Source organism: Marinomonas rhizomae (genome assembly GCF_024397855.1).
GTDB lineage: Bacteria > Pseudomonadota > Gammaproteobacteria > Pseudomonadales > Marinomonadaceae > Marinomonas > Marinomonas rhizomae_A.
In genome coordinates this window covers 639,725-663,344 of record NZ_CP073343.1, presented here as the reverse complement: position 1 = coordinate 663,344, position 23,620 = coordinate 639,725, and the positions used below count along the sequence as shown (strand labels likewise).

At 45.2% G+C, this 23,620-nt stretch carries 24 protein-coding genes; 12 read left to right on the top strand and 12 right to left on the bottom strand.

Annotation, left to right across the window (positions count from 1 at the left end):
* The first annotated feature begins 71 nt into the window (after window positions 1-71).
* A complete protein-coding gene (locus KDW99_RS03025) occupies window positions 72-821 on the top strand; it encodes an SDR family NAD(P)-dependent oxidoreductase (protein WP_255827850.1) in 750 nt (249 codons plus the stop codon).
* 44 nt (window positions 822-865) lie between these two features.
* On the opposite strand, the gene KDW99_RS03020 is transcribed toward KDW99_RS03025, so the two are convergent.
* Both KDW99_RS03020 and KDW99_RS03015 read right to left on the bottom strand, forming a co-directional pair.
* Entirely contained in the window at window positions 866-1,528 is a 663-nt protein-coding gene (locus KDW99_RS03020; RefSeq protein ID WP_255827849.1) for a 3'-5' exonuclease, read from the bottom strand.
* Window positions 1,529-3,445, bottom strand: coding sequence for a DUF294 nucleotidyltransferase-like domain-containing protein (locus KDW99_RS03015; protein WP_255827848.1), 1,917 nt, complete (start codon window positions 3,443-3,445; stop codon window positions 1,529-1,531). It lies immediately after the preceding gene.
* Between the two features lie 289 nt (window positions 3,446-3,734).
* Between KDW99_RS03015 and KDW99_RS03010 the strand changes: the two genes are divergently transcribed.
* From KDW99_RS03010 to fecE, 9 genes are all read left to right on the top strand, one after another.
* Window positions 3,735-4,751: a TRAP transporter substrate-binding protein gene (locus KDW99_RS03010; RefSeq protein ID WP_255827847.1), complete on the top strand. Its 1,017-nt coding sequence runs from the start codon at window positions 3,735-3,737 to the stop codon at window positions 4,749-4,751.
* A gap of 85 nt (window positions 4,752-4,836) precedes the next feature.
* Window positions 4,837-5,394 carry a TRAP transporter small permease subunit gene (locus tag KDW99_RS03005; protein WP_255827846.1) on the top strand — a complete coding sequence of 186 codons (558 nt, stop codon included), beginning with the start codon at window positions 4,837-4,839 and terminating at the stop codon, window positions 5,392-5,394.
* Window positions 5,387-6,703, top strand: coding sequence for a TRAP transporter large permease (locus KDW99_RS03000; protein WP_255827845.1), 1,317 nt, complete (start codon window positions 5,387-5,389; stop codon window positions 6,701-6,703). The genes KDW99_RS03005 and KDW99_RS03000 overlap by 8 nt, the downstream gene beginning before the upstream one ends.
* An 87-nt stretch (window positions 6,704-6,790) precedes the next feature.
* Window positions 6,791-7,282 (top strand): gluconokinase, encoded by a 492-nt coding sequence (locus KDW99_RS02995; protein WP_255827844.1) that lies wholly within the window; start codon window positions 6,791-6,793, stop codon window positions 7,280-7,282.
* A gap of 178 nt (window positions 7,283-7,460) precedes the next feature.
* Window positions 7,461-8,486, top strand: a complete 1,026-nt coding sequence (gene gntR / locus KDW99_RS02990) for a gluconate operon transcriptional repressor GntR (protein WP_370646877.1) — start codon at window positions 7,461-7,463, stop codon at window positions 8,484-8,486.
* Between the two features lie 113 nt (window positions 8,487-8,599).
* Complete coding sequence (locus KDW99_RS02985) at window positions 8,600-9,493, top strand: Fe(3+) dicitrate ABC transporter substrate-binding protein (RefSeq protein WP_255827843.1); 894 nt, start codon at window positions 8,600-8,602, stop codon at window positions 9,491-9,493.
* On the top strand, window positions 9,490-10,491 hold the full coding sequence (locus tag KDW99_RS02980) for an iron chelate uptake ABC transporter family permease subunit (RefSeq protein ID WP_114411759.1): 1,002 nt from the start codon (window positions 9,490-9,492) through the stop codon (window positions 10,489-10,491). Before KDW99_RS02985 ends, KDW99_RS02980 begins: the two co-directional genes overlap by 4 nt.
* The gene (fecD, locus tag KDW99_RS02975) at window positions 10,491-11,447 is read left to right on the top strand and encodes a Fe(3+) dicitrate ABC transporter permease subunit FecD (protein ID WP_255827842.1); all 957 of its coding nucleotides are present in this window, start codon (window positions 10,491-10,493) and stop codon (window positions 11,445-11,447) included. The genes KDW99_RS02980 and fecD overlap by 1 nt, the downstream gene beginning before the upstream one ends.
* A 3-nt stretch (window positions 11,448-11,450) precedes the next feature.
* Window positions 11,451-12,218: a Fe(3+) dicitrate ABC transporter ATP-binding protein FecE gene (fecE, locus tag KDW99_RS02970; protein WP_255827841.1), complete on the top strand. Its 768-nt coding sequence runs from the start codon at window positions 11,451-11,453 to the stop codon at window positions 12,216-12,218.
* A gap of 8 nt (window positions 12,219-12,226) precedes the next feature.
* On the opposite strand, the gene KDW99_RS02965 is transcribed toward fecE, so the two are convergent.
* The 4 genes from KDW99_RS02965 to KDW99_RS02950 all read right to left on the bottom strand — a co-directional run bounded on the left by KDW99_RS02965 (window position 12,227) and on the right by KDW99_RS02950 (window position 16,370).
* Window positions 12,227-12,805 (bottom strand): cysteine hydrolase family protein, encoded by a 579-nt coding sequence (locus KDW99_RS02965; RefSeq protein WP_255827840.1) that lies wholly within the window; start codon window positions 12,803-12,805, stop codon window positions 12,227-12,229.
* Window positions 12,806-12,834: 29 nt separating this feature from the next.
* On the bottom strand, window positions 12,835-13,197 hold the full coding sequence (locus KDW99_RS02960; RefSeq protein WP_255827839.1) for a hypothetical protein: 363 nt from the start codon (window positions 13,195-13,197) through the stop codon (window positions 12,835-12,837).
* A gap of 202 nt (window positions 13,198-13,399) precedes the next feature.
* Window positions 13,400-15,262, bottom strand: a complete 1,863-nt coding sequence (locus KDW99_RS02955) for a methyl-accepting chemotaxis protein (RefSeq protein WP_255827838.1) — start codon at window positions 15,260-15,262, stop codon at window positions 13,400-13,402.
* Between the two features lie 211 nt (window positions 15,263-15,473).
* Window positions 15,474-16,370 carry a LysR family transcriptional regulator gene (locus KDW99_RS02950; protein WP_255827837.1) on the bottom strand — a complete coding sequence of 299 codons (897 nt, stop codon included), beginning with the start codon at window positions 16,368-16,370 and terminating at the stop codon, window positions 15,474-15,476.
* A 159-nt stretch (window positions 16,371-16,529) separates the two neighbouring features.
* On the opposite strand from KDW99_RS02950, the gene KDW99_RS02945 reads away from it, so the two are divergent.
* The gene (locus KDW99_RS02945; RefSeq protein ID WP_255827836.1) at window positions 16,530-17,219 is read left to right on the top strand and encodes a type 1 glutamine amidotransferase domain-containing protein; all 690 of its coding nucleotides are present in this window, start codon (window positions 16,530-16,532) and stop codon (window positions 17,217-17,219) included.
* Window positions 17,220-17,307: 88 nt separating this feature from the next.
* On the opposite strand, the gene KDW99_RS02940 is transcribed toward KDW99_RS02945, so the two are convergent.
* Window positions 17,308-17,604, bottom strand: a complete 297-nt coding sequence (locus KDW99_RS02940; protein ID WP_255827835.1) for a Dabb family protein — start codon at window positions 17,602-17,604, stop codon at window positions 17,308-17,310.
* Between the two features lie 165 nt (window positions 17,605-17,769).
* Between KDW99_RS02940 and KDW99_RS02935 the strand changes: the two genes are divergently transcribed.
* A complete protein-coding gene (locus KDW99_RS02935) occupies window positions 17,770-18,360 on the top strand; it encodes a LysE family translocator (RefSeq protein WP_255827834.1) in 591 nt (196 codons plus the stop codon).
* Between the two features lie 10 nt (window positions 18,361-18,370).
* On the opposite strand, the gene KDW99_RS02930 is transcribed toward KDW99_RS02935, so the two are convergent.
* The 5 genes from KDW99_RS02930 to KDW99_RS02910 form a co-directional block, all read right to left on the bottom strand.
* Window positions 18,371-19,204, bottom strand: coding sequence for an AraC family transcriptional regulator (locus KDW99_RS02930; protein WP_255827833.1), 834 nt, complete (start codon window positions 19,202-19,204; stop codon window positions 18,371-18,373).
* A 39-nt stretch (window positions 19,205-19,243) separates the two neighbouring features.
* Window positions 19,244-20,050 carry an endo alpha-1,4 polygalactosaminidase gene (locus KDW99_RS02925; RefSeq protein ID WP_255827832.1) on the bottom strand — a complete coding sequence of 269 codons (807 nt, stop codon included), beginning with the start codon at window positions 20,048-20,050 and terminating at the stop codon, window positions 19,244-19,246.
* A 135-nt stretch (window positions 20,051-20,185) separates the two neighbouring features.
* Window positions 20,186-20,821 (bottom strand): response regulator transcription factor, encoded by a 636-nt coding sequence (locus KDW99_RS02920; RefSeq protein ID WP_255827831.1) that lies wholly within the window; start codon window positions 20,819-20,821, stop codon window positions 20,186-20,188.
* A 23-nt stretch (window positions 20,822-20,844) separates the two neighbouring features.
* Window positions 20,845-22,200: a cache domain-containing protein gene (locus tag KDW99_RS02915; RefSeq protein ID WP_255827830.1), complete on the bottom strand. Its 1,356-nt coding sequence runs from the start codon at window positions 22,198-22,200 to the stop codon at window positions 20,845-20,847.
* A gap of 120 nt (window positions 22,201-22,320) precedes the next feature.
* Window positions 22,321-23,610, bottom strand: a complete 1,290-nt coding sequence (locus KDW99_RS02910) for a TRAP transporter large permease (RefSeq protein ID WP_255827829.1) — start codon at window positions 23,608-23,610, stop codon at window positions 22,321-22,323.
* Between the last annotated feature and the right edge of the window lie 10 nt (window positions 23,611-23,620).

Sequence of the window (23,620 nt, the reverse complement as noted above, 5' to 3'; positions counted from 1 at the left end):
TAGCATTTAAAAAAAAACCGCGCTATCCTAGCCTTAAATGCTATTCCTAAACTAACATTAAAGGAGAACAGATGAAAAACCTAACTGGAAAAGTAGCTTTGGTAACAGGCGGGTCTAGAGGTCTAGGCGTTGCTATCGCATTAGAACTAGCAGAAGCAGGTGCCGATGTTGTAATCACATACAATCAATCCGCTCAAAAGGCACAAGAAGTAATTAGTAAGATTGAAAAACTTGGGCAACGTGGATTGGCTTTACAAAGTGACCAAGGTGACACAAAGGCTGCACCACTTCTTGTTGAGCGAGTAATAGAAGAATTCGGTAAGCTAGATATTCTCGTTAACAATGCTGGACTTGCTAATCAAGGCAGCAAAGTTGATGATCCAAACGCCGACACCCAAGCTTGGGATCGCATGTGGCAAGTTAACGTTCTAGGCGTTATTTCCACAATTCGAGCAGCGTCACAAAAAATGAGTAATGGTGGCCGCATCATTTCAATTGGTACCGGATTAGCGACACATGTTGGTGTCCCTGGTGTTACAGAATATGCAGCGACAAAAGCAGCGATTGTAGGCTATTCAAAGGGAGCAGCGAGAGATCTGGGTGCTCGTAAAATCACAGTAAACGTTATACAGCCGGGCATCATGCTGACAGATATGCAAGCAGGGATAGAAGACGTACCTGATATCCTTCTAAACATGAAGGCCATTCCAGACACAATTGAAATTGAAGATGTCGCCGCTGCGGTTAGCTTCCTTTCAGGCCCTAGAGCAAGCAAAATCACTGGCGCAGTCCTTGATATAAGCGGTGGTTGGACCGCCTAATTGTAATTACTAAAATACTATAAAATACCAAAGGGGGGCTATTGCTAACGCGTCGCCAACCGCACTCTTCCGCCTCCCATTTGGTTTAGGTCGTGTAATCGACAGTCTCTGCCTTGGTAGGCAATTTGGGCGAGCAGTAGTTCGGCCGTGGCTAAGGCATCGGTTAAGGCGTCATGGCCTTGGTATTCCGGTAAGCCGTAACGTTCTCGGCAGGAGCCGAGGCGAAAGCCGCCGTCTTGAATAGGTTGATGCGCTCGGTTGGCTTTGGTGCGTTCAATGGCGAGTGTATCTAGCCAGTTAGCTGAAAATGTCGCTAAGGCTTCGGTTTGCCACGCTTGTTTTAAAAAACCCAGTTCCATTGGTGCGTGGTGCATTACCAAGACGCGTTCGCGTAGAAGGTGTCGTAGGTAACGCAGCACGCTTTCTTGTTTTTTACCTTGCTGCAAAACGTCTGAGTCAGTAATCATGTGAATGCCGACGTTGTCGCCAATTTGTGCACTATCCAACACAATATGTCGCGCGGTATCTAATTCAATCACACCTTTATGAATACATACCCAACCAAAACTAACGATGTGATCTTGCTTCGGATCTAACCCCGAGGTTTCGATATCCAGTACAAGATAATCCCATTCAGACCAGGCTCGTTTAAGCGATTGCCGCGACAGGTGCCACGCACTGAGCTTTTGCATGAACGCAAGTGCCATCTAGCTGTATCCTCTTAAAAACCGCTGCTGTGCCACGTCTTGCACATCATTGATGATGCTAAAGGTGGTCTTCAGATGCTTACGCTCTAATGAACTCAAATCTTTCGGATCCAAATACGCGCTGGCTTTACCAGTGGCTTGCCAGTGTCGTCCTTGAGCTTCAAGACGCAAGCCATTGAGTTTGTCCCAAGCGTCCATCAGGTTGCGTGCAGTATCGACACTGATGAGCTTTTCGCGAATGGCTTGCTCGATTCGATCCAAGGTACCGGCTCGATAGGTCTTGCAGGACAAGCCATACAAGCGTGCCAAGTCATTGATAAGCGCTAATCCTTGATGTTTAAGGTCAAGCTGGTTTTTATGCTCGCCAGAGGATTCCAAAACAAAATGACGGAAGAAGCCTAATGGCGGTTTGCTTGCCAACGCGGTGCGTGTCAGCGTCGCTAAAAACACACTGTTTTTGCTTACCTCCAACTGCATGGCTTTGATTAGATTATTCACCGCATCACCTTGTTTATCCCCTGAATCATACACACAACGAATGTCGAAAAAGATGCTCGCGTGAAGTAAAGCGCTCGGTGCACTGCTTTTTATCCAAGTAGAAAAAGCTTGCTGCCAGCCGACTGCTGTTCTTCGCCATTCAGGATTGCTCGCCATGATGTTACCGGGGCAAAGACGAATGCCGCAAAGCCCCAAGCCTTGGCAAATACACTCGGATAAATCGGCAAAATATTGGCTTTCTTTTTCCGTTGGTTCGCGCTCTAACATTAGGCCGTTATCTTGATCACTGCCCAAAGATTGATCCCGTCGCGCTTGCGAACCGAACACCAAAAACTGAAACGCCATGGGCGCTGGGCCATACTTATCCAGCGCTAGCTCAATGACGCGGCGCGTTAGGTTATCACTCACGGTCGCCAGTACTTTGCCCACATCAGCGGGTTTCATATCGGTGACAATCAGATTCATAATCAAAGTCGGCCATTGTTTGCAAACACGAGCTAACTCTTCAATAGACTGCTGACGATGGATTTGATTGATAAGCAGCAACGGGCTGAGTTCTTGATGTCGCAACAAATCAGCAGCGGTTAACATGCCAACGGCTCTTTGTTCTTCATCGACAATGGGCAAATGGTGAATATTGCTTTCGCTCATCAGAGTCTGTGCCTGCATTACCAAGGCGTCTGGTCTCAAGTTAACAGGGTCTTGCGTCATTACCTCTTTTACTAATGAATCTGCCGAGCCGCCAAGGGCCAAAATACGCGAGCGTAAATCTCGATCCGTGACGATGCCAGTTAGTTTGTCACCCTCTACCACCAAGATAGAACTGACTCGCGCTTCGGTCATACGCATGGCGATGGTTTGAACACTTTCTTCTGGGGTCGCAAGAATCAATTGACGCGTCATAATGTGTGAAATGGGTGTCGATAACTGCAAGGCAGGAGAGGCTAATTCATTACTCTGACTACGAGAAAGTTTACGTAACCGATTGTGCTGGGTGTGTTCAAAGAAAAGCCCAAAGGCTTCACTCTGTGCCAACGTTTCCATAAAGCGTGTTTTTTCAAAGCGATACACCAAACTGTCTTCCATGGCGACTACTTGCAAACCGTCTGGATTTTGCGCCATCACACTAGACACACCAAAACATTCACCGTCGGCAATTTGATCCACCAGCCCGCCTTTAGGCGTGCGAATTTCGCAGGCGCCGCGACGAATCAAATGCACGGTTGCCGCTTCATCTTTTAGTATCAAAGTCTGGCCCTGGCGCACGTACAACATGGTTACACCTGTGAGTAGTTGTTTTCGCTCAGGCAAGCTTAAACTCGAAAAGGGAGGAATCGTTTCAATGAATTTATGGACTTCAGGAATATCTATCGCGGCCATTTTATTATTCTCTTTTTTTGCAGACGAAACTTTTGACATAAGAAGGCACCCATCATGAGTGTGCGCTTTTATTTTAGACAACAAAACGCTTCTTAGACCAATGTCTAGCAAAATAGACCCAATTCACGCTAATAAGATTTCTTTGCATATCAAGCATCTATCATTTAACGGCTGTTTATTTGTTATCAAAGGCTTGACTAAACCGAAATGTTATCGGTAACATCACGCCTTAGTTACCGGTAACATTCATTGTAACTAAACGTACTATTCCTAAAAATCGCGAACGATAAAGCGGTTCTTTCAAAAAAAAATAATGGGAAGCAATACCATGAATAAGTTCACTACCACGTTATTGACGGCCGCTACAGCCGGTATTCTATCGACTTCAGCAATTGCAGCGGATTACAACTTTAAGTTCCAATCTTCTGACCCTGCTGGCGACAAAAACTTCCAAGTTCAAAAAGAATGGACGAAACGCGTCGAAACAATGACGGGTGGTCGAGTTCATATCGAGTTGCTTCCTGTTGGCAGTATTTTCAAACACACTGAAACGCTAGATGGCATCAAAATGGGCATCTTGGACGGCCAAATCACAGCGACCGAGTTCTTCTCTGGTAAAGATCCTGCTTTTGGCCTGATTGGTAACACAGTCGGCGCTTGGTCTAATACCCAGCAACTTCTGCAATACGTAAACTACGGCGGCGGTTACGAACTAATGAACGAGCTTTACGCACCTTACGGCGTAAAATTCATTGGTGGTTCTACGACAGGTGTTGAATCTTTGGTTTCTCGCGTTCCTCTAGACAGTGTTGCAGACCTAAAAGGTCTGAAACTTCGTGCTCCTGAAGGCTTGGTTCAACGCGTATTTGCAGCAGCAGGTGCGGCACCAGTTAATCTACCAGGTTCTGAAGTATTCACCGGTCTTAGCAAAGGCGTTATCGACGCGGCTGACTACACGGTTTTCTCGACTAACCAAAAAGCCGGCATGAACGACATTGCGACACACCCTGTGCAGCCTGGCTTCCACTCTTTGCCATTGATCGATATTTCAATGAACAAGAAAAAATGGGACAAACTGCCAGCAGACATTCAAGCTATCCTAACGGTTTCAGTTCGTGACTTCGCTGAAGACATGACAACACAACTGCGTATTGCGGACCAAGCTGCCGTAAAAGCAGCGAAAGCGGATCCAAACATTACCATTCACGATTGGTCTGCAGAAGAGCGTAAGAAATTCCGTGCGATTGCTCGTACACAGTGGGAAGAGTTTGCCAAAGGTTCTGACAATGCGCAGAAAGTGTACGACTCTATTACAACGTACCTAGAAGCAAACGGCCTTCTTTAAGCTCGCCTAGAAGCCTTTTAACCCTGCAAAACAGGCGCACTGCATACCTATTGCATCTGCGCCTGCTTTTCATTGGATCATGATCATGAAAGACGAAATTCATCCACAGACACTAGACAGTTCTGAACAGCCGAGAAACGCCCTAGATCGTGCGATCTATTGGTTTGGCAACCTCATCAGTTTGCTGTTTATCTTTACCGTTGGCATTTCTTTTTACGAAGTTGTGATGCGTTACCTATTCAACGCACCAACCATTTGGGTTCACGAAACCGCCTCATTTCTAGGTGGCTGTTTGTTCGTTTATGGCGGCATTTATGCGTTGTCCATTAACAAACATGTTCGTGTGGTGCTGATCTATGACATTGTCTCAGACACAACACGTCGCTGGTTGAATGTTTTCCACCACATCATGGGGCTGCTGTTTACCAGTTTACTTAGCTGGGCCGCTTATCAAATGGTTCAGGACTCATGGTTTACGCCATTTGGTGATCTTCGATTAGAAACATCTGGTTCCGCTTGGAACCCCGTTTTCCCTGCCTTAGTGAAAGGCATGATTTTCGCCACGCTCTGTATCATGTTTGTGCAGTTTTTCTTGCACCTAATACAAGAACTAAATGGTTTAAGGAAGCGCAAAGATGTTTGATTTATCCGCTATGGGCATAGGCTACGGCAGCCTACTAATGCTCGGCTCTATGATTTTATTGTTATTAACAGGCATGCAATTGGCCTTTGTGACCGCGTTAGTGGCGCTTGTTTTTGCTATTGGTTGGTTTGGCGTGGGCGCGTTGCCTTTGATCACCAGCCGTTTGTACAGTTTTGTCGGTAGCTATGTATTTCTGGCGGTGCCCATGTTTGTTCTCATGGCCGCCTTATTAGATCGATCTGGTATCGCCCGAGACCTGTTCGACGCCATGAAAGTCTTTGGCCGCAAACTACGCGGCGGCGTGGCAGTACAAACTCTTTTAGTTGCTATCGTTCTAGCGTCTATGTCTGGCGTGATCGGCGGTGAAACAGTATTACTTGGTATCTTGGCCTTGCCGCAAATGTTGCGCCTTGGGTACAACCGCAAACTGGCCATTGGTGTGACCTGTGCCGGTGGCGCATTAGGCACCATGCTACCACCCAGTATCGTATTGATTATCTATGGTTTAACAGCCAGTGTTTCCATCGGTGATTTGTTTAAAGCGGCGTTCTTACCTGCTTTTATTCTTGCCTTCGCTTACATGGCTTACGTGCTGATCATTTGTCGTCTTCATCCAGAATACGCGCCCTTGCCGAGCGAAGAAGAGTTGGCGGCGGACAAAGACGTCAATTATTTCAAAGCGCTACTCTTCCCTCTTCTTACTGTAATGATGGTATTAGGCAGTATTTATACTGGTGTAGCGTCTGTGACTGAAGCCTCTGCACTGGGTGTGGTTGGCATTATTATCAGCGCGGCGATTCGTGGCGAGCTGAATTTCGCCATGCTAAAAGACAGCGCAAAAGCCACCATGAGCACCTGTGGCATGATTATCTGGATCGGTATCGGGGCAACCGCTCTGGTCGGTGTATACAACCTGATGGGCGGAATCTCCTTTGTTGAAGAAACCATTCTTGCCCTAAGTGGCGGCAGCGTCATGGGCACCGTCATGATCATGATGATCATCTTACTGGTACTCGGTATGTTCTTAGATTGGGTCGGTGTTGCACTATTAACCATGCCGATCTTCGTTCCTATCATTACAGGTCTTGGCTTAGACCCTATCTGGTTTGGTGTGGTGTTCTGTTTGAACATGCAGGTGTCTTTCTTATCACCTCCATTTGGCCCCGCGGCGTTTTATCTTAAATCTGTGGCGCCAAAAGACATTAGTCTGGGCGAAATCTTTAGCTCTCTCATGCCTTTCATTGGCTTGCAGGTTTTGGTTCTTGCTTTGGTCATATTCTTCCCTGAGCTGGCCCTTTGGTGGAAATAACCCATTGAGACCATGCCGTTCAACACGGCTTTTTGAACGACACTGCGGCCTTGCTGGACAACAGCAAGGCGATAAGGAATTAAGAAGATGACAAAGAAAATTGTAGTATTAGGCGTATCAGGTTCAGGTAAATCTTTAATAGGCAAAAGCATAGCAGATAAGCTTGGTTACCCATTTTTTGATGGCGATGACTTTCACTGCCAAGCCAATGTAGACAAGATGCGCCAAGGTACGCCGCTCACAGATGAAGATCGCAAGGATTGGTTGGCAACACTCAACAACATATTGACTGATAACCCAACGGCCGTTATTGCTTGCTCAGGACTGAAGCCAGAATATCGCGCCATGCTGCGCAATGGTTTAGACGATGTCACCATGATCTATTTAAAAGGCAGCATCGATACCATTTGGCAACGTCATCAAAAGCGTGATGGTCATTATTTTAATGGTCGAGAAATGCTAGAAAGCCAATTCGCCACTTTAGTTGAACCAACAAGCGACGAAGCTCTGGTGATCGATATTTCTCAAAATGCCGACCAAGTTTTAAATGAAGCCTTGACGCTTTTAGCGATTAAATAAATATATAAGCAAGAGACACAACCAAAAAGTTGTGTCTCTTGCTAAAAAAGTGAATGCTCACTTTCAACATAATTCCTACTTTAATTAACACCGACTCCATTAATGCCTACTTTTTGTTTCTAGCCATGAATGGCTTATGATAATGTTACCTGTAACAAAACATGGATACGTCACTGGTATGAAAAGCTCCGACAAGAAAAGCCCAAGCATGAAAAACAAACGCCCAACACTGCAAGACGTGGCTGACTTAGTTGGCGTGACAAAAATGACCGTGAGTCGCTTTCTTAGAAATCCAGATCAAGTTTCTGTGCCATTACAAACTAAAATCGCCGATGCATTAGAAGACCTAGGTTACATCCCCAACCGAGCACCTGATATTTTATCCAAATCAAAAAGCCACGCGATTGGCGTTCTACTTCCCTCTTTAACCAACCAAGTATTCGCTGAAGTCATTCGTGGTATTGAATCCGTCGTTGAACCCGCGGGCTATCAAACCATGCTGGCTCACTATGGTTACAGCAAAGAAGCGGAAGAAGCCCGTATTGCGACTCTCTTGTCTTACAGTGTCGATGGATTAATCATCTCCGAGAGCTATCACACAGAGCGCGTGAGAAAAATGCTAGCCGTGGCTGGCATTCCCGTTATTGAAATCATGGACTCCGTTTCCCCTCCGATTGAGCAAGCTATCGGCATAGACAACGAAGCCGCCGCGTATGCCATGACGGATTTTATGATCAAACGAGGCCGACAAAAGATTGTCTATTTTGCCGCGCGAATGGATCAGCGGACTCTGTTTAAAATCAAAGGCTACGAAACCGCCATGCAAGACAACGGATTAACGCCTTTGTGCCTGAAAACCAACAGCGCGTCTTCATTCACCCTTGGGGCTACTTTTCTACACGATGCCCTGCAGCAACAACCCGATACCGACGGCATATTCTGCACCAACGATGACTTAGCAATTGGTGCGCTGTACGCTTGCCAAAAAGCTGGCATCAAGATTCCACAAGACATCAGCATTGCAGGTTTCCACGGCCATGATATTTCCCGCGCGATGGTGCCTAGACTGGCAACCGTCATTACGCCCCGTGAAGAAATGGGACGCCTTTCTGCCGAACATCTGTTGTCACGTCTGCAGGGGAATCCCGTCTCTCAAACCATTATTGATTTGCCCTTTCAAATAGAAGCCGGCGAAAGTCTTTAATCATTAGAAAATAAGATACAGCGTCAAAATTGATTATTGAGAAGAAAACACTTAACACTGAAATGAGAAGTGTTATTATTATCGAAATTTTTCAATAACAAAGACATATTCTTATGAAACGCTTGATCTATCTTGCCTTAACCGCTCTTTCTCTCTGCCTGTGCTCACTCGCTCAAGCTGTCACGGTAGAAGACAGTAAAGGAACATTTAGCATCGATTACACGCCAAAGCGTATCGTGGTGTTGGAGTTTTCATTTGTCGATGCATTAGCTGCCGTTGGTGTCAGCCCTGTCGGTATCGCGGATGACAAAGATTCTGAACGTATTCTAAAAGAAATTCGTGATGAAATTGGCGATTGGGCATCGGTTGGTACGCGCTCTCAGCCTAGCCTTGAAACCATTTCTTCGCTAAAACCAGATCTCATCATTGCCGATATTTCCCGCCATGAAGGTGTATATGCTGATCTACAAAAAATAGCCCCCACCTTGATTCTGCCTTCACGCCGAGCCACCTATGAAGAAAACCTTCAAGCCACAGCCATTATTGGTAAAGCCATAGGCAAAGGCAAAGAAATGCAAGCGCGTCTGAAGAAACATGACGAAGTGATGGCTGAACTAGCGGCCCAATTACCCAAGGGCAAAGAAGTGCAATTTGGTGTTGCCCGTGATGACGCCTTATTTCTTCACACAGCAGATTCCTATGCTGGCGGCGTGATACGCGCATTGGGCTTAAAAAATGCCAATACTGGCCGCAGCGATGATGCTTACCGTCAAACCAGCTTAGAACAACTACTTACGGTCAACCCAGATTATTTTATCGTCGGTAATTACGTCACACCCAGCATCGTCGACAAATGGAAAAGTGAGCCGCTTTGGTCAATCTTAAAAGCCGCTAAAAATAACCACATTTATGCGGTTAATCCTAATACCTGGTCCCGTTGCCGCGGCATTATTTCAGCCGAAACCATGGGGCAAGATCTAATCAAGGTCTTCAACGCGAAAAAATGATCTCGTTACGTTTTTCTTTTTTTGCCCAGTGCCTATTGCTACTACTGCTTCTGTTTGCCTGTTCATGGATCAGCCTGTTTAGCTGGTCCGTTATTACCGTCACGCCAGCGGACGCTCTGCATGCCTTATACAATATGAATCAGGACAGCATTGCCCAGCATATTGTTCATGATTTAAGACTGCCTAGAGTACTCGTTGGCATCATGGTCGGCGCTAATCTCGCAGCGGCTGGTGTCATCATGCAGGGCCTGACACAAAACCCTCTTGCTTCTCCGTCTGTGCTTGGCATTAACGCTGGCGCAGCTCTGGGAATGGCAAGTGTTTCCACGATCGCCCCTTGGTTTGGTTTACTCGGCAGTTCAATCGCCGCCATTATCGGTGGCGGCATTGCCTGGGCTTTCGTTATGCTGCTTGGCAGCGCATGGCGCGGCGGCAATGAACACGGAAGATTAGTATTGGCTGGCGTCGCTATTTCCGCTTTATGTGCCGCCTTAACCAAAGCCGTGATTATCATTGCCGAAGATCAAGCTGCAGGCGTACTAACTTGGCTCGCGGGGAGTTTGACTGATGCTAGATGGCAAACCTTCGATTCCCTTTGGCCTGTCTGCCTAATTGGTTTATTAGGTGCCATGCTGATTGCCCCAACACTGAATCTATTGCAGCTTGGCGATGACAATGCGCGAAACCTTGGCGTGTCGCTGATGTGGGTAAAACTAGGCGGCAGCTTTCTCGTCTTATTATTGGTCGGGAGCGCCATCAGCAGCGTCGGTGCAATTGGTTTTGTCGGCTTACTAGTGCCACATATGGCACGCATGTTAGCGGGGCAAGATCATCGTAAATTCTTGCCGATCGCCATGATACTGGGCGCCTGCTTGGTTGTCTTATCAGATACAGTCAGCCGCGGCATTATCTATCCTGCAGAAACACCGGCTGGCGCTATTTTGGCCTTGATCGGCGCGCCGTTTTTCATCTACCTCGTCCGTAAGAGAACCTTATAATGGCCACGCGCTCGCTGCCTTTTTTAGTACTTGCCATGATAGGACTGCTGATCGCTAATCTCATGTTTGGTGCGGTTTCGATTCCATTCAAACAGATTTTAGATGGTCTTCAAATCGGTAACGAACACTACTTCACCGTTCATGAATATCGCTTACCGCGCACCATTCTCGCCATGTTAGTTGGTGCCATGATGGCGCTGGCGGGCGCCTTGGTTCAAGGGGTGATTCGTAACCCTCTGGCGTCACCAGATGTACTTGGGGTTAGCCATGGTGCTGGATTGGCCGCTGTGTTCTATATGACTTTTTTTCCCAATGCCGATATTAGCTGGCTGCCTGCGGTCGCCCTAGTCGGCAGTTTAGTGGCAGCGTTAATGTTGTGGTGGTTATGCGGCTCACATAGCAGCACCATAAAACTGGCCATTACGGGTGTGGCATTAGCGGCCTTATACGCCAGTTGTATCGACTTTTTGATGCTGGTTAAACCATTGGAAATCAACAACGCTCTTTTGTGGCTAACGGGCAGTTTATGGGGGCGTGGCTGGAATCAGCTTGCTATGTTATTGCCTTGGCTTCTATTAATTCCCTTTGCCCTTTGGCTTGCTAAACCTTTGAACTTAATCCATCTCGGTGATGACAGCGCCATTAGCCTTGGTATAAAGGCGAACAAGCTACGTTTGACCTCCTTGGCTATTGCTGTTGGACTGACGGCGTCTTGTGTGGCGATTTGCGGCCCTATTGGCTTTCTCGGTTTAGTGGCTCCGCATTTAACGCGAAAATTGGTCGGCGGCCGTCATCAAATACTCTTACCTGCCACCATGTTGGTTGGTGCCATTTTGTTGCTGCTTGCGGATCTTGTGGCTCGCACCATTGATCCACCGATTGAATTACCTGCCGGTATTATGACCGCCATTATTGGTGCACCGTATTTTCTTTGGCTACTCCTTAGGACGAAATGATTTATGTCTCTTAGCACTCATAATTTATCTGTTGGCTACCATGATACAGCCATTGTAAAACAGGTCGACCTAACCATTCCTGAAGGAAAGATCATTGCGTTACTTGGACCAAACGGTTGTGGCAAATCCACCTTGTTGAAAGCCATGGCGCGCATTCTTTCTCCTATGGATGGACAAGTTCACTGGCAAGGCCAGAACCTTCACGGCATAGCGTCTAAAAAACTGGCACAACAATTAGCTTTGTTGCCACAAACCCAGCCGATTCCAGAAGGTATCAAAGTCAAAGATTTGGTCGCCTATGGACGCAGCCCATACACTGGTTTTTGGGGACGGATTAGCAAAGAAGACCACGACATTATTACTCAAGTCATGCAAGAAACCGGCATTACCGAGCTAGCTGAGCAACTGGTCAGTGAGCTGTCTGGCGGTCAACGTCAGCGTGTTTGGCTCGCCATGACGTTAGCGCAAGACACCCCGTATTTGTTGCTGGATGAGCCCACCACTTACATGGATTTAAGCCATCAAGTAGAGCTAATGCACTTATTGCGCAAGTTGAATTTGCAAGGCAAAACCATCATCACGGTACTCCATGACATCAACCAAGCGGCACGTTATTGCGACCACTTGATTGTGATGAAGCAAGGGGAAATCATCACCCAAGGCTCGCCAGATTCGGTTCTCACCCAGCGGTTATTAAAAGAGGTGTTTTCATTGAGCGCGCAGATTCACCAAGACCCGATAGCTAAAACACCAATGTGTGTGGTGGAGTAATGAAAAGGCTAATCGCTTAGTGAAGTGTGTTCTTGCGGCAACAAGGCAAACGCCTCATCTTGTGTAATCACAGTCGCGTATTCACCATGCAGATTCGCCAGCGACATAGCGTGTACTTCATCTGCGCTGCGTGATAGTCCAAAGAAATCGTCTTTTTCAAACGCAAAACACGCACTGCCGACCACGTAGGTATTAAATCCTAAGTTACCAGCACTTCTCGCGGTAGATTCAACAGAGTTATTGGTACTGACGCCAACCACCACCAACGCTTGTGTGTCTTGATCCCGTAGCCAGCTTTCTAAATCGGAAAAGGTAAAGGCATCGGGAACGGATTTTTCAATGACCTTCTCATCCGCCAAAGGTTGGAAAGCGTCTTGAAAGAGAGCGCCATCTTGATCAGGCCAAAACAAAGATTCCGGCTCATTCGACAAATGGCGCACATGAACTATCGGCGCGTGGATTGATCGCCAATGAGCCAGTAACTCGGCAATTTCATGTTCAGCATTCGGGTTATTACGTTCACCCGCCTGTGGCCAAGACATGCCTTGCTGCATATCAATAATCATCAATACTATCGGCTTAGACATTACCTTTCCTTTGCATTAAACATCTGCGTTTAGGCGTCTTTACTTTGCTGCTCGATAGCTTTTTCATTTTCTCGATTTTCGAGCGCTAACAGTCGTTTTTGCTGATTGCGCAGTTTAAAGAAGAAAACCACCAGCGCCATACATAGTAAGAAAGTTAAGTTACCCAAAAAATTCACACGATATTCTAACGACTTAACATGAGCCATTTTGGTAGAAAGTGATTGGTAATCGCCTAAAGATGCGGTGGACAGCTGTAAAATTGCCACGCTACGCTCAAGTTCAAAAACAGTCTGCTCAAGCGTCTTCTGATCTTCTGAAGTCTTAGTCGCTGCCATGGAAGAAACCGATACAAAGCTCCCCAGAATCAAACATAATAACAATCGATATAGCATAATTAATCCCTAAAATAGCGTCAGTTGATAACTGCATAATAACGGTATCGCAGGCCTAATGGCTAGGGGAGATGTGAATAACAGGCTTTTATCCACATGCTGAGGCAAGAGGAATTACTCGTGCCTTCCCTAGACCTGCAATACCTGACTGTCAATACGAATCATGATGCTATTACAGAAACAGTCGATACCGACAGCCTAGTTATACTTTGAAAATCGAAATACTGCGGTTCAAGGATTCCGCTTGATCAGCAATGGCTTTACTTGCTTGGGAATTCAAGGCTACCGATTCTGAAGTGTCTTCCGTGATTTCACGTATAGTATCGACGTTTTTACTAATCTCATTGGCCGCTATCGTTTGTTGTTCAATGGCAGTGGATACAGATCCAGCCATACCGGAGATCTCTTCTACATCGAGAATAATCTGCTCGAGCACAACACCTGTCGTCGCGGCTTCATCACGACTTAACACGCCATCCTGACGGCAATTTTCCATCAGCGTCACGATACCTTTAGTTCGTTCTTGCAAGGTAACAATAATGTCTGAAATCTCTTCCGTCGCTGTATGAGTTCGGCTTGCTAAGGCACGAACCTCATCGGCAACAACGGCAAAACCTCGTCCTTGCTCACCGGCTCTCGCGGCTTCAATCGCAGCATTAAGCGCCAGCAAGTTAGTCTGCTCGGCAATACCTTGAATAACGCTTAACACAGTGCCAATACTTTCGCTTTCTTTGGCTAATTCGCTGACGGTTTCGACCGAGCCTTCAAGACTATCTGAAAGCTGGCGAATACGATCAATGGCCGAGTTCACTTGAGATTGACCTTTTCGTGCGCTTTCTTGTGTAGATCGTGCCTTCGCTGCGGCCATTTCCATACTGCGTGAAATATCTTCCACGGTACCGACCATTTCAGTAACAGATACCGCAACCATGTCCGTTTCTGAGCGCTGCTTCTGAGCATCGTCTGATGTTCTTGCCGCATTTTGTGACAACTGAACAGTTGTCGTATTCATTTCTTGTACAGTGAGGTTTGCGTTAGCAATCACTCGGCTAAAATCGGCCAACATATCGTTGATACTGGCAGCAACAAAGCCAATTTCATCTTTCGCAGGTAAATCAACACGCAAACTTATATTGTGAGTCGTTTGAATGTCTCGCATTGTTGATTGGATGGTGTTCAATGCTGAGTTAATCGTGCGGTTAATAATCCACCCAACAAACACCCCGGCAACAATAATGACACCACAAAGAATGGTCGTCAGCATCATGGCAAAGGATGTTTTTTCCTGAATAACCGAGGTTAATTGAGTTTCTAGTGAATCGAGTGCGGTTTCCGTTTTATGAATCGATTCACGCATCGCCAATAATTGCCCTTCTTTACTGTTCAAGCCTAAAGCTTTTTTGCCCTCTGCATATTGATTAAAACCTGTTCGGTACTGTTCAGAAAGAGACACCAACAATTCAACTTTATCCGCCGGTAATGAACCGCTGCGTAGATTGCTTTCTAATTGATCTAATGTTTTATTAAAAGAGGCAATATATTTAGGGTTATTACGCAGCATAAAATCTTTTTCATGTCGACGAAGCTGTAACATGGTCACCAACAAAGCATCCTGATTCAGAGCAGACAATTCACTCTCAATATTATGCACAGCGCCACGTAGTTTGCCCTGCAACCCAGTCTCTGGTGTTAACCCTAGTTCTGTCGAAGCAGATACCACCGAAGCAAAATCAGCCTGATATTCTTTGAAATCATCGCCTAGTTCCAACAAAGTATCGGTATTTATGTCAAATTCGTTCATCACGTTTTCAAGTATTGTTTGATCCGTGAAAAGCGAAGTTATTGTCTCGTTGAATTTTGTTTCATAGGAAAGGTCGAGACGCACGAGAAAATCTTTCTCATTACGACGCAAGGTAAGCATATTGACTTGTTGGTGTACGACAAGATTCTTGGCGTAGTTTAGTTTTTCTAGATTGCTCTGTGTGTTGTAAAAAAGCCCTAACATGGCAACTAAGGCAACAACCAATAGCACGGTATTTAAAATTAACTTATGTTTAATAAGCACAGGAGGCTCCTATTATTCAATGTAAAACACTCCCTAACTTACAAAGAAGAGCCCTTATGCACGATACAGATCACACAGGTCTCTAAAACTAAATCCATCTGTCTGTATAGTAATGCATTAAAACCGTAAGATCTGTCGAGCACACAATTCCATAATAAACGTCACAGTAAATAACAAAGCTAACTGAGATTTGTTACAGAAAAAAGTTCACTCATAAAAATCGAGTAAAAGATGTTTTCAGAAAATCCAGCAGCAAACGCAACTTTTTAGATTCTGCAGTACCTGGTGGAAAGACCGCGTAAACATCTATTCCTGTGCATTTATAATCCGGCAAAATTCGCTCTAAACGCCCATTGGCGATACGTGGCTGAGCGTCGTACATTGGAATTCGGCCAATACCATTTCCACCTTCTAAAAAAATAGTTCTGGCGGCCGCATTGTTGGTGCTTACCGCACCACGCACAGACAAACTGAACGATTTGGAGCCTTGACTAAGGTGAACGGTATTCGCCGCTGGCGTATACACCACCCAGTCGTGGTCATACAGCTCTTCTGGTTGAGTGGGTTTGCCGCGTCGCCGAAAATACTCTGGTGAGCCACACAAGCAGGTTTCGAATGTCGTCAACTTGCTGGCTTGTAATCCAGAATCCAGTAATGGCGCACCTCGAATGGCCAGATCAACGCCATCTTTGATGATATTGACCACTTCATCGCTCAAGGAAACATTCAATTCAATTAACGGATAAAGTTGTCGAAATTCGTTCAGAGCAGGCACAATCACCTGCAAGCCTAAATTCACTGGACAGGTAATTTTCAGTTTACCAACGGGCTCTTGTTTGGCTTTTTCTATTTGCTGATTCGCTTCATGGGCCTGAAACGCAATAGCTCGGCAACGCTGATAATAGGCTTCGCCTGTTTCAGTCAATGACAAAGACCGAGTAGTACGATTCAGCAGTTTTACACCAAGTTGTTCTTCTAGCTTTTTCAGGTGATAACTCACCACACCACGGGAAATCCCCATGAATTTGGCGGCGGCCGTTAAACTGCCTTGCTCCACCACTTGAGCAAACACCACCATACTTTTTAGCTGTTCAAACGAGACTTCCATCGTGACGGCTCTTTTTTTAATAGATTAAGAAAACGATTCCAATTGTATCAATTATTAAACCAATGAAGTCAAAAACCTTCCCATTACGTCTATTCGATTAATCAGATAGACTAATCATAAGTTAACAAGTCAACTCATTTAAAAACTCAGGAGTCACTTATGAGCAATAAAAAAATTCTCGTCGTTCTAACATCTCATTCAGATTTGGGCAATACAGGCCACAAAACAGGTTTTTGGGTAGAAGAATTCGCCGCTCCTTATTACGCGTTTATTGATGCTGGCGCTGAAGTAACAGTCGCAACACCAAAAGGCGGCCAAGCACCTATTGACCCAAACAGCACTGCACCAGATGCACAAACCGAAGCAACAGAACGCTTCTATAAAGACCAAGCAGCGCAAGATGTGATTACCAACACAGTAAAACTCAGCGATATGAAACAAGACGATTTCGACGCTATCTTCTATCCAGGCGGCCACGGTCCATTATGGGATTTGACTGAGAACGAAGAATCCATTGCCTTGATCGAAAGCTTTATTAAAGCCGACAAGCCAATCTCTTCTGTTTGTCACGCACCAAGCGCTTTCTTAAACATCAAAGACGCAAACGGCGAGTACTTCATTAAAGGAAAAACCGTTACAGGTTTCACTAACAGCGAAGAAGCTGCGGTTCAATTGACCGAAGTCGTGCCTTTCTTGTTAGAAGATGAAATGAAGAAACGCGGTGCAGACTACAAAAACACGGCGGACTGGACACCTTTCGCAGTGCAAGATGGCTTGATGATCACAGGTCAAAACCCTGCAAGCTCAGAATTGGTTGCTGAAAAGTTATTGGCTCAATTGGCTAAATAAGTTCCAAGTACAATAAGTACTATAAAACCCGCCTCAAGGACACTTGAAGCGGGTTTTCTCGTTCTGGTTGCGTGATATTAAAAAGCGACTATATGGCGTAATCGAAAACAATAATGTCTTCTAAAATCGGCCCTAGTTGCGCTTTTAACACCTCGTGTTCAGGATGAGGAATATAAGTATCACGAGCCACTTCATCCACAAAGGTCATAAACACGCAATGGGTATAGTCTTTGTTGCGGCCTTCTGGACTGTTGTTTAAGCCCCATTCAACCGACTCAATGCCATCAATTTTACTTTTGATCGCCTCGAAATTGGCCAAAGAGGTCGCAATGTCTGCTTCACTGGCTTGCTCTTTATACTGAATAAACAACACATGACGAATCATAAGAACTCCTGTTTGAATAAAGGGATTTTGCAAAATCATACTCCGCCTTTCTCGCTAAAAAAATGCACACTGCAAACAATCCTTAAAAGGTCAATTTTGTTCAATACGTGAGACACCTAAAACACGATAGTGAACACCTGTTTATTATCTTTTTAGGAACATCTGATGACTCTATCGTTAATCACTTCTATGTCTTTGTTTGCCTTGGCAGCGTCTTTGTCACCTGGGCCTGTGAACCTTGTCTCGCTAAGCGGCAGTGCGCGTTATGGCATTAAAACAGGACTTGTTTTTGTAACGGGAGCAACCCTTGGTTTTATTGTGCTGTTTTTACTGATTGGCTTTGGACTGCATTACTTAATCGACCAATTAAGCTGGATAACCCAAGTGCTGCAATGGTTCGGTATCGCCTTCCTGTTGTATCTTAGTTATCAGTTATTCACTGACAATGGCGAACTGAATTCTGACAAACACAGCAAGGCGCCAACCTTTATGACCGGTGCCATTATGCAATGGCTCAATCCAAAAGCGTGGCTGGCTTCGCTATCAGGTATTGCGGCTTATATTCCCAATGCAGAAGCAATGGAAGTAATGATTTTTGCCGGCCTGTATTTGCCAATCTGCTGGCTGTCTTTGGGTATTTGGGTATGGATAGGAAAAATACTCGGGCAGTATTTTCAGAGCCCAGCCAAGATGCGCTTGATGAACAAAACCTTGGCGATATTACTGGCAGGCAGTTGTGTGCTTATTCTGGTCTAACCGGTCTTAACTAAGAAGAAACCGAGCGCCGATACTGGTCTGGCGTGGCCGCGACGCGCTGTTTAAATACTCTTTGAAAATGCGCTTGATCACTAAAGCCAACGGTCTGTGCAACGTCAACAATGGCTTGGCCTTGCTTCAATGCTTGCTGACCCAATTGAATGCGACGATTCAAACGATAAGCATGGGGCGTCATATTAAAATGACGCTTAAACGCACGAACCAAATAACCGGTACTGAAGCCAAACTCGGCGCTAATTTTCTCAATCGAAGTATCGTGCAAACAGTATTGATTCAAATAGTCCGCCACTTGATATAAGTTATTCACTGGCAAAGCTGTGGAAGATTCGATGTTATTCGCATCCAACTCCGTGAACAAGTCCACCAGCACCGCTTCTAGCTTTTGGCCTTTTTCTAAAGACGAAAAAGTTGCAGCCATTAGACATTCACATACTTCTACAAATGCCTGATAAGCCTGAACTGACATTAAAGTATCACCCAGGGTATCTTGCCAGATCTGAGTTCTTCTAATGCCACGGGCAAACAACAAGGACGCAAGCCAGTCTTTATCTAGATGCATCATATAATAAGCCCAAGGAGAATCTTGGCGAGGGTTACAGGCATGAACCACATCTGGATTCATCATTACCAAAGCGCCGCGCTCAACACCGTGTAAGCGGTCTGCACAGAGAAATTCACTCTGGCCTTGCACAATGGCACCAATCGACCACTCTTGATGGGAATGCGGTGCATAGCTGACCTCTCTGCCATCCAATACTTGGCGAAGTTCAACGTAAGGCAAAGCCGGATCTCGCCAAAAAATCGGATGGGTAGAAGGTGTCATCTTATCTTCCTATCAATCAAACCGTTTAGGTCAAATCTTTTACGGTAAGCAACTGAAGCGAAACGTGTCATCCAGCGCCTTAGGCAGTACCAAGGTACTGAACTGTAAGCGTTCTGATTGTTTGCATACACTATTTCGCTCTGATTCATCGTCCACATAAATGCGACGATATTCTGTATTAAAAACAGGCTTGCCGGCTTTAATAAAGTTTGAATAAGAACGGCATTCAGAGTATTCAAAGCATTGCTCTGTGACAGCAAAATCAAAATCGCTGCTCAGCGCTCGAGCCTGATCAGGATCGTTTTTCAAACCAATTGCCAAGCCTCTACTATGAGCCTCTGCCGCTAAAAAGCGATTATAATCTAACTGATCATTAGCTCGAAACGAAAAACCCGTATTCGTGCGATAACTGTCTACGTTATCTGGCTCAACGCCATCACACCCTTTTGTGACGGCTAAATCCAGGCGGCGAATCATCACCTCACGCACTTGGCTAGAACGAATATCCAACCAACGCTCATTATCCCAACCACTCAGCGTTTTGCCCAAATCTTTGATGGCAAAATCCGCAGCGTCAGGACGCCAGTCTTCGTAAGAACCGGCCGAGAAATAACAAATCACTTTTTTATCGGAGGCTTGCAGACGTTGAATCAGTTCAACAGACGAATCAAATAAATCAATGTCGTATAAATCCACGTCGTAGCCTTCATTTACCACACCATCCAGTTGCCAATGCCAAGTCGCAGAAACCGGTGGACGATACCAATCATCCGCCGCATAAAGAGGGGAAAAGAGAGACGAAAGCAACACACACAACACAGGGAATGGAAAAAATAGAACGCGCATAGTGGACTCCATATGCTCAAAAGGCTAAAAAGCCCACGACAGGTCTTGCCGTAATCTATCACTCTACCCTGTTATGACGGCAAAAGCTTACAATCTAAAAAATCATTCGCTCTCTACCGATACTTTCTAAGGTACTTAATCAATCAACTGCTTAGCTAAAGCGTATTTTATTAAGCCGGCGGAAGTATGAATATCTAACTTGTTCTTCACATTTTGACGATGGGTTTCGACGGTTCTGACACTAATATCCAGAGTCTGAGCAATCTCTTTATTAGACAATCCAGCCGCAAGAGCTTTTAATACGGAGGTTTCACGTTTTGTTAACTCTTCACTTTCTTTTGGCGGAGGCGGGGCAGCAGAAAACAGTGAATCTGACGCGCCAGAACTAAAATACGTACCACCTTGGCACACTGTATTAATCGCTTGAACAAGTTCTTCTGATGATACATCTTTCAGCACATAGCCATTCGCACCAGACTGAATCAATGACAGAATATATTCTTTATCATTGTGCATACTAAGCATCAGAATTTTTATATTAGGCTGCTCCGCCTTAAAGCGCTTAGTGGCTTCCAGGCCATTTAACACTGGCATCGAAACATCCATAAGAATCAAATCTGGCTGGGTTTCTTTGGCTTTTTCTAACGCTTCCAAACCATTCGACGCGGTGGCAATAATGTCAATATTACCTTCCAATTCCAAGCGAGCTTGCAGGCCATCCAGCACCAACATGTGATCATCGACTAAGAGAACACGAATTTTTTTTGTCATTATTATCACTCTATACTTACTGATTAAAGATGTTGCTCAAGGGGCAATAGCGCACGCACTGTAGTGCCTTTATCACGTTGCGATTCCAATATGAAATCACCACCAATCAATTCGATTCGCTCGCGCATATTGATCAAACCGATCCCTGAAAACAGCTCCGATTTTTTCGAGATACCTTTACCATCATCCAAACACTCAAACACAACTTGCCTATGTGACTGCGAAACCTGTAGCGAAATATTCTTAGCCTCGGCATGCTTTTCAATATTCGTTAGCGACTCTTGAGTAAGGCGATACACCGTAATTTCTATTTCATCAGGCAACTTAGCGGCCACATCAAAACGATACGCCACCTGGATTCCTGTTCGTTCCATGAACTGGTCAATCAAAGCTTGTAAGGCTGTATCCAAGCCTAAATCATCTAATAAAGTAGGTCGTAAGTTATGGGAAATCTGCCGCACTTCACTGATGGTTTGGTTTATTAAATCACCGGCTTTTTCCAACTCCTGATGAATCACTTCTTTTTCATGACCGCGATTTAACTTGTTTTCTGCTAACTCAATTCGAAACTTACAACTCACCAATAATTGATTAATGCCATCATGAAGTTCACGAGAAAAGCCTCGCCTTTCACTAACTTGCAAGCGCATAAAACGCTGGGCCAGTTCCTTTAGCCTTGAGTCCGCTAATTTGTGCTCATGGAGATTGATCGCCAACCCCAACAAGATAACCAACACCACAGTCACCACAACCACTTCAATGATAGTAAAAAAGCTGCGCTGAATATTGTCATTCATCGTCGCTTTGGTTTTCGCCAATTCTGCGTAGATGTCATCGAGATACAACCCGGTTCCCATCATCCAATCCCATCGATCGATAGCAACTACATAACCCAACTTATCCTCTTGCTTCATCAGTGGCGGCTTCTCCCATATATATCTATGATAGCCACCACCTGCTTGAGCAGCTCGGATTAACCCCTGAATCAGGAAATTCCCTGAACGATCCTGAAAATCCCATAAGTTTTTACCGACAAAATCCGGTTGGGTTGGATGGACTAAATTGACCCCAGACATTTCATAAGCGAAAAAATAACCATCATCTTCATAACTTAATCCCGCGAGAATTTTCTTTACCCGATCCTGTGCTTCCGCGTCGTCTAATTCTTCATTTTCCAATATTGGGCGAATCGCAGACATAGCGATATTAACGTGGTTTTTCAGCGCCATTTTCTTGGCATTGACCAAATTAAATTCATAGATAGATAATTCTTGAGAGGCTAAATCACGGGCTGACTGCAACCCCAGATAAATAATGATGGCAGTCGCGACAATAAGTGGCGCGACTGCAAGAAGAATAATTTTACTTTTTAATCCCACGGACAAAGACCTTTTTTATTATTTTTAGGCTTTCAATATTCAGTGATGGACAGAAAACGCTATCAACAAAAAAGCGGGTAAAGACCCGCTTCCTTGCTTTATATTTTACCCGGTTATAAATCAGTCCATGCCATATAACTCTGGGAAAACCATAATACTGACTAGAACCAAGATCTGGATCAATATAAATGGCATGACGCCTTTATAAATATCCGTTGTTCTAATCGAACTGGGAGCCACCCCTTTTAAATAGAATAGACTAAAACCAAAGGGTGGGGTTAAGAAAGAGGTCTGCAGGTTCATCGCAATCAAGATCGCGAACCACACCATATTAATCCCTAACGCTTCGGCAACAGGCGCTAAAATCGGCACTATAATAAAGGCAATCTCAACGAAGTCTATAAAGAAGCCCAAGATCAAAATAGCAATCATGGCTAATATAATAAAGCCCCATTTTTCACCCGGAAGATTCAATAACACTTCTTCAACAATGTAATCACCGCCGGTATAACTAAACGCCATCGAAAAGGCCGTTGCGCCCATCAGGATAGCAAACACCATCGCTGTCACTTTTACCGTTTCTAAACCACTGTCATAAAGCATTTTCCAGCTAAACTGGCGGTATAACAGAGCCAATACAATCGCCCCTACGCCACCTAATGCAGAAGATTCTGTCGGTGTCGCAATGCCGGTAAAGATAGAACCCAATACGATCAACACCAAGGCTAACGGCGGAATAATCGCTTTTAACGCACTGCGAATTTGCTGCGCACGAGTCTCATCATCTAAGTCCTGAGGCATGGCTGGCGCCATTTCAGGCTTTAAGAAAGTCAGAATCAAGATATACACAATATAACAAGCGATTAGAATCATGCCAGGAAACAGGGCCGCATGAAAAAGATCACCGACAGGAATGCCTAAAACATCCCCCAAGATGATCAAAATAATCGACGGTGGTATGATTTGACCCAAGGTACCAGACGCACAAATTGTGCCGCATGCTAAAGACTTGCTGTAGTTATACTTCAGCATAACTGGCAAAGAGATTAGGCCCATTGCCACGACACTCGCGCCAACCACGCCAGTCGATGCCGCTAATAGCGCACCCACCAATATTGTCGAAATAGCCAAGCCACCGCGAACACCACCAAACAGTTTGCCCATGGCTTCTAATAATTGCTCGGCCAACTTGGTCTTTTGTAACACAATACCCATGAATACAAATAATGGCACCGCCATCATCACGGTATTTTCCATGTAGCTTTGGATGCGGAAGGGCATGAAAGCAAACATATCGAAACCTTCGGCAAATACGCCGAAAATCAGAGCAATACCGCCAAAAGTAAAGGCAACAGGGAACCCTAGTAAAAGCATTACTAGGGCAACGAAAAACATGATTATTCCAATCATAAATAACCTA

Coding starts and splice junctions, on each gene's coding strand:
- KDW99_RS02920 (WP_255827831.1), bottom strand. CDS start 20,821: ATGACAAAAAAAATTCGTGTTCTCTTAGTCGATGATCACATGTTGGTG.
- KDW99_RS02985 (WP_255827843.1), top strand. CDS start 8,600: ATGAAACGCTTGATCTATCTTGCCTTAACCGCTCTTTCTCTCTGCCTG.
- KDW99_RS02935 (WP_255827834.1), top strand. CDS start 17,770: ATGACTCTATCGTTAATCACTTCTATGTCTTTGTTTGCCTTGGCAGCG.
- KDW99_RS03000 (WP_255827845.1), top strand. CDS start 5,387: ATGTTTGATTTATCCGCTATGGGCATAGGCTACGGCAGCCTACTAATG.
- KDW99_RS02950 (WP_255827837.1), bottom strand. CDS start 16,370: ATGGAAGTCTCGTTTGAACAGCTAAAAAGTATGGTGGTGTTTGCTCAA.
- KDW99_RS02910 (WP_255827829.1), bottom strand. CDS start 23,610: ATGATTGGAATAATCATGTTTTTCGTTGCCCTAGTAATGCTTTTACTA.
- KDW99_RS03015 (WP_255827848.1), bottom strand. CDS start 3,445: ATGTCAAAAGTTTCGTCTGCAAAAAAAGAGAATAATAAAATGGCCGCG.
- KDW99_RS02960 (WP_255827839.1), bottom strand. CDS start 13,197: ATGCTATATCGATTGTTATTATGTTTGATTCTGGGGAGCTTTGTATCG.
- KDW99_RS02925 (WP_255827832.1), bottom strand. CDS start 20,050: ATGCGCGTTCTATTTTTTCCATTCCCTGTGTTGTGTGTGTTGCTTTCG.
- KDW99_RS03005 (WP_255827846.1), top strand. CDS start 4,837: ATGAAAGACGAAATTCATCCACAGACACTAGACAGTTCTGAACAGCCG.
- KDW99_RS02980 (WP_114411759.1), top strand. CDS start 9,490: ATGATCTCGTTACGTTTTTCTTTTTTTGCCCAGTGCCTATTGCTACTA.
- KDW99_RS02940 (WP_255827835.1), bottom strand. CDS start 17,604: ATGATTCGTCATGTGTTGTTTATTCAGTATAAAGAGCAAGCCAGTGAA.
- KDW99_RS02995 (WP_255827844.1), top strand. CDS start 6,791: ATGACAAAGAAAATTGTAGTATTAGGCGTATCAGGTTCAGGTAAATCT.
- KDW99_RS02965 (WP_255827840.1), bottom strand. CDS start 12,805: ATGTCTAAGCCGATAGTATTGATGATTATTGATATGCAGCAAGGCATG.
- fecD (WP_255827842.1), top strand. CDS start 10,491: ATGGCCACGCGCTCGCTGCCTTTTTTAGTACTTGCCATGATAGGACTG.
- gntR (WP_370646877.1), top strand. CDS start 7,461: ATGAAAAGCTCCGACAAGAAAAGCCCAAGCATGAAAAACAAACGCCCA.
- KDW99_RS02930 (WP_255827833.1), bottom strand. CDS start 19,204: ATGACACCTTCTACCCATCCGATTTTTTGGCGAGATCCGGCTTTGCCT.
- KDW99_RS02945 (WP_255827836.1), top strand. CDS start 16,530: ATGAGCAATAAAAAAATTCTCGTCGTTCTAACATCTCATTCAGATTTG.
- fecE (WP_255827841.1), top strand. CDS start 11,451: ATGTCTCTTAGCACTCATAATTTATCTGTTGGCTACCATGATACAGCC.
- KDW99_RS03025 (WP_255827850.1), top strand. CDS start 72: ATGAAAAACCTAACTGGAAAAGTAGCTTTGGTAACAGGCGGGTCTAGA.
- KDW99_RS03020 (WP_255827849.1), bottom strand. CDS start 1,528: ATGGCACTTGCGTTCATGCAAAAGCTCAGTGCGTGGCACCTGTCGCGG.
- KDW99_RS03010 (WP_255827847.1), top strand. CDS start 3,735: ATGAATAAGTTCACTACCACGTTATTGACGGCCGCTACAGCCGGTATT.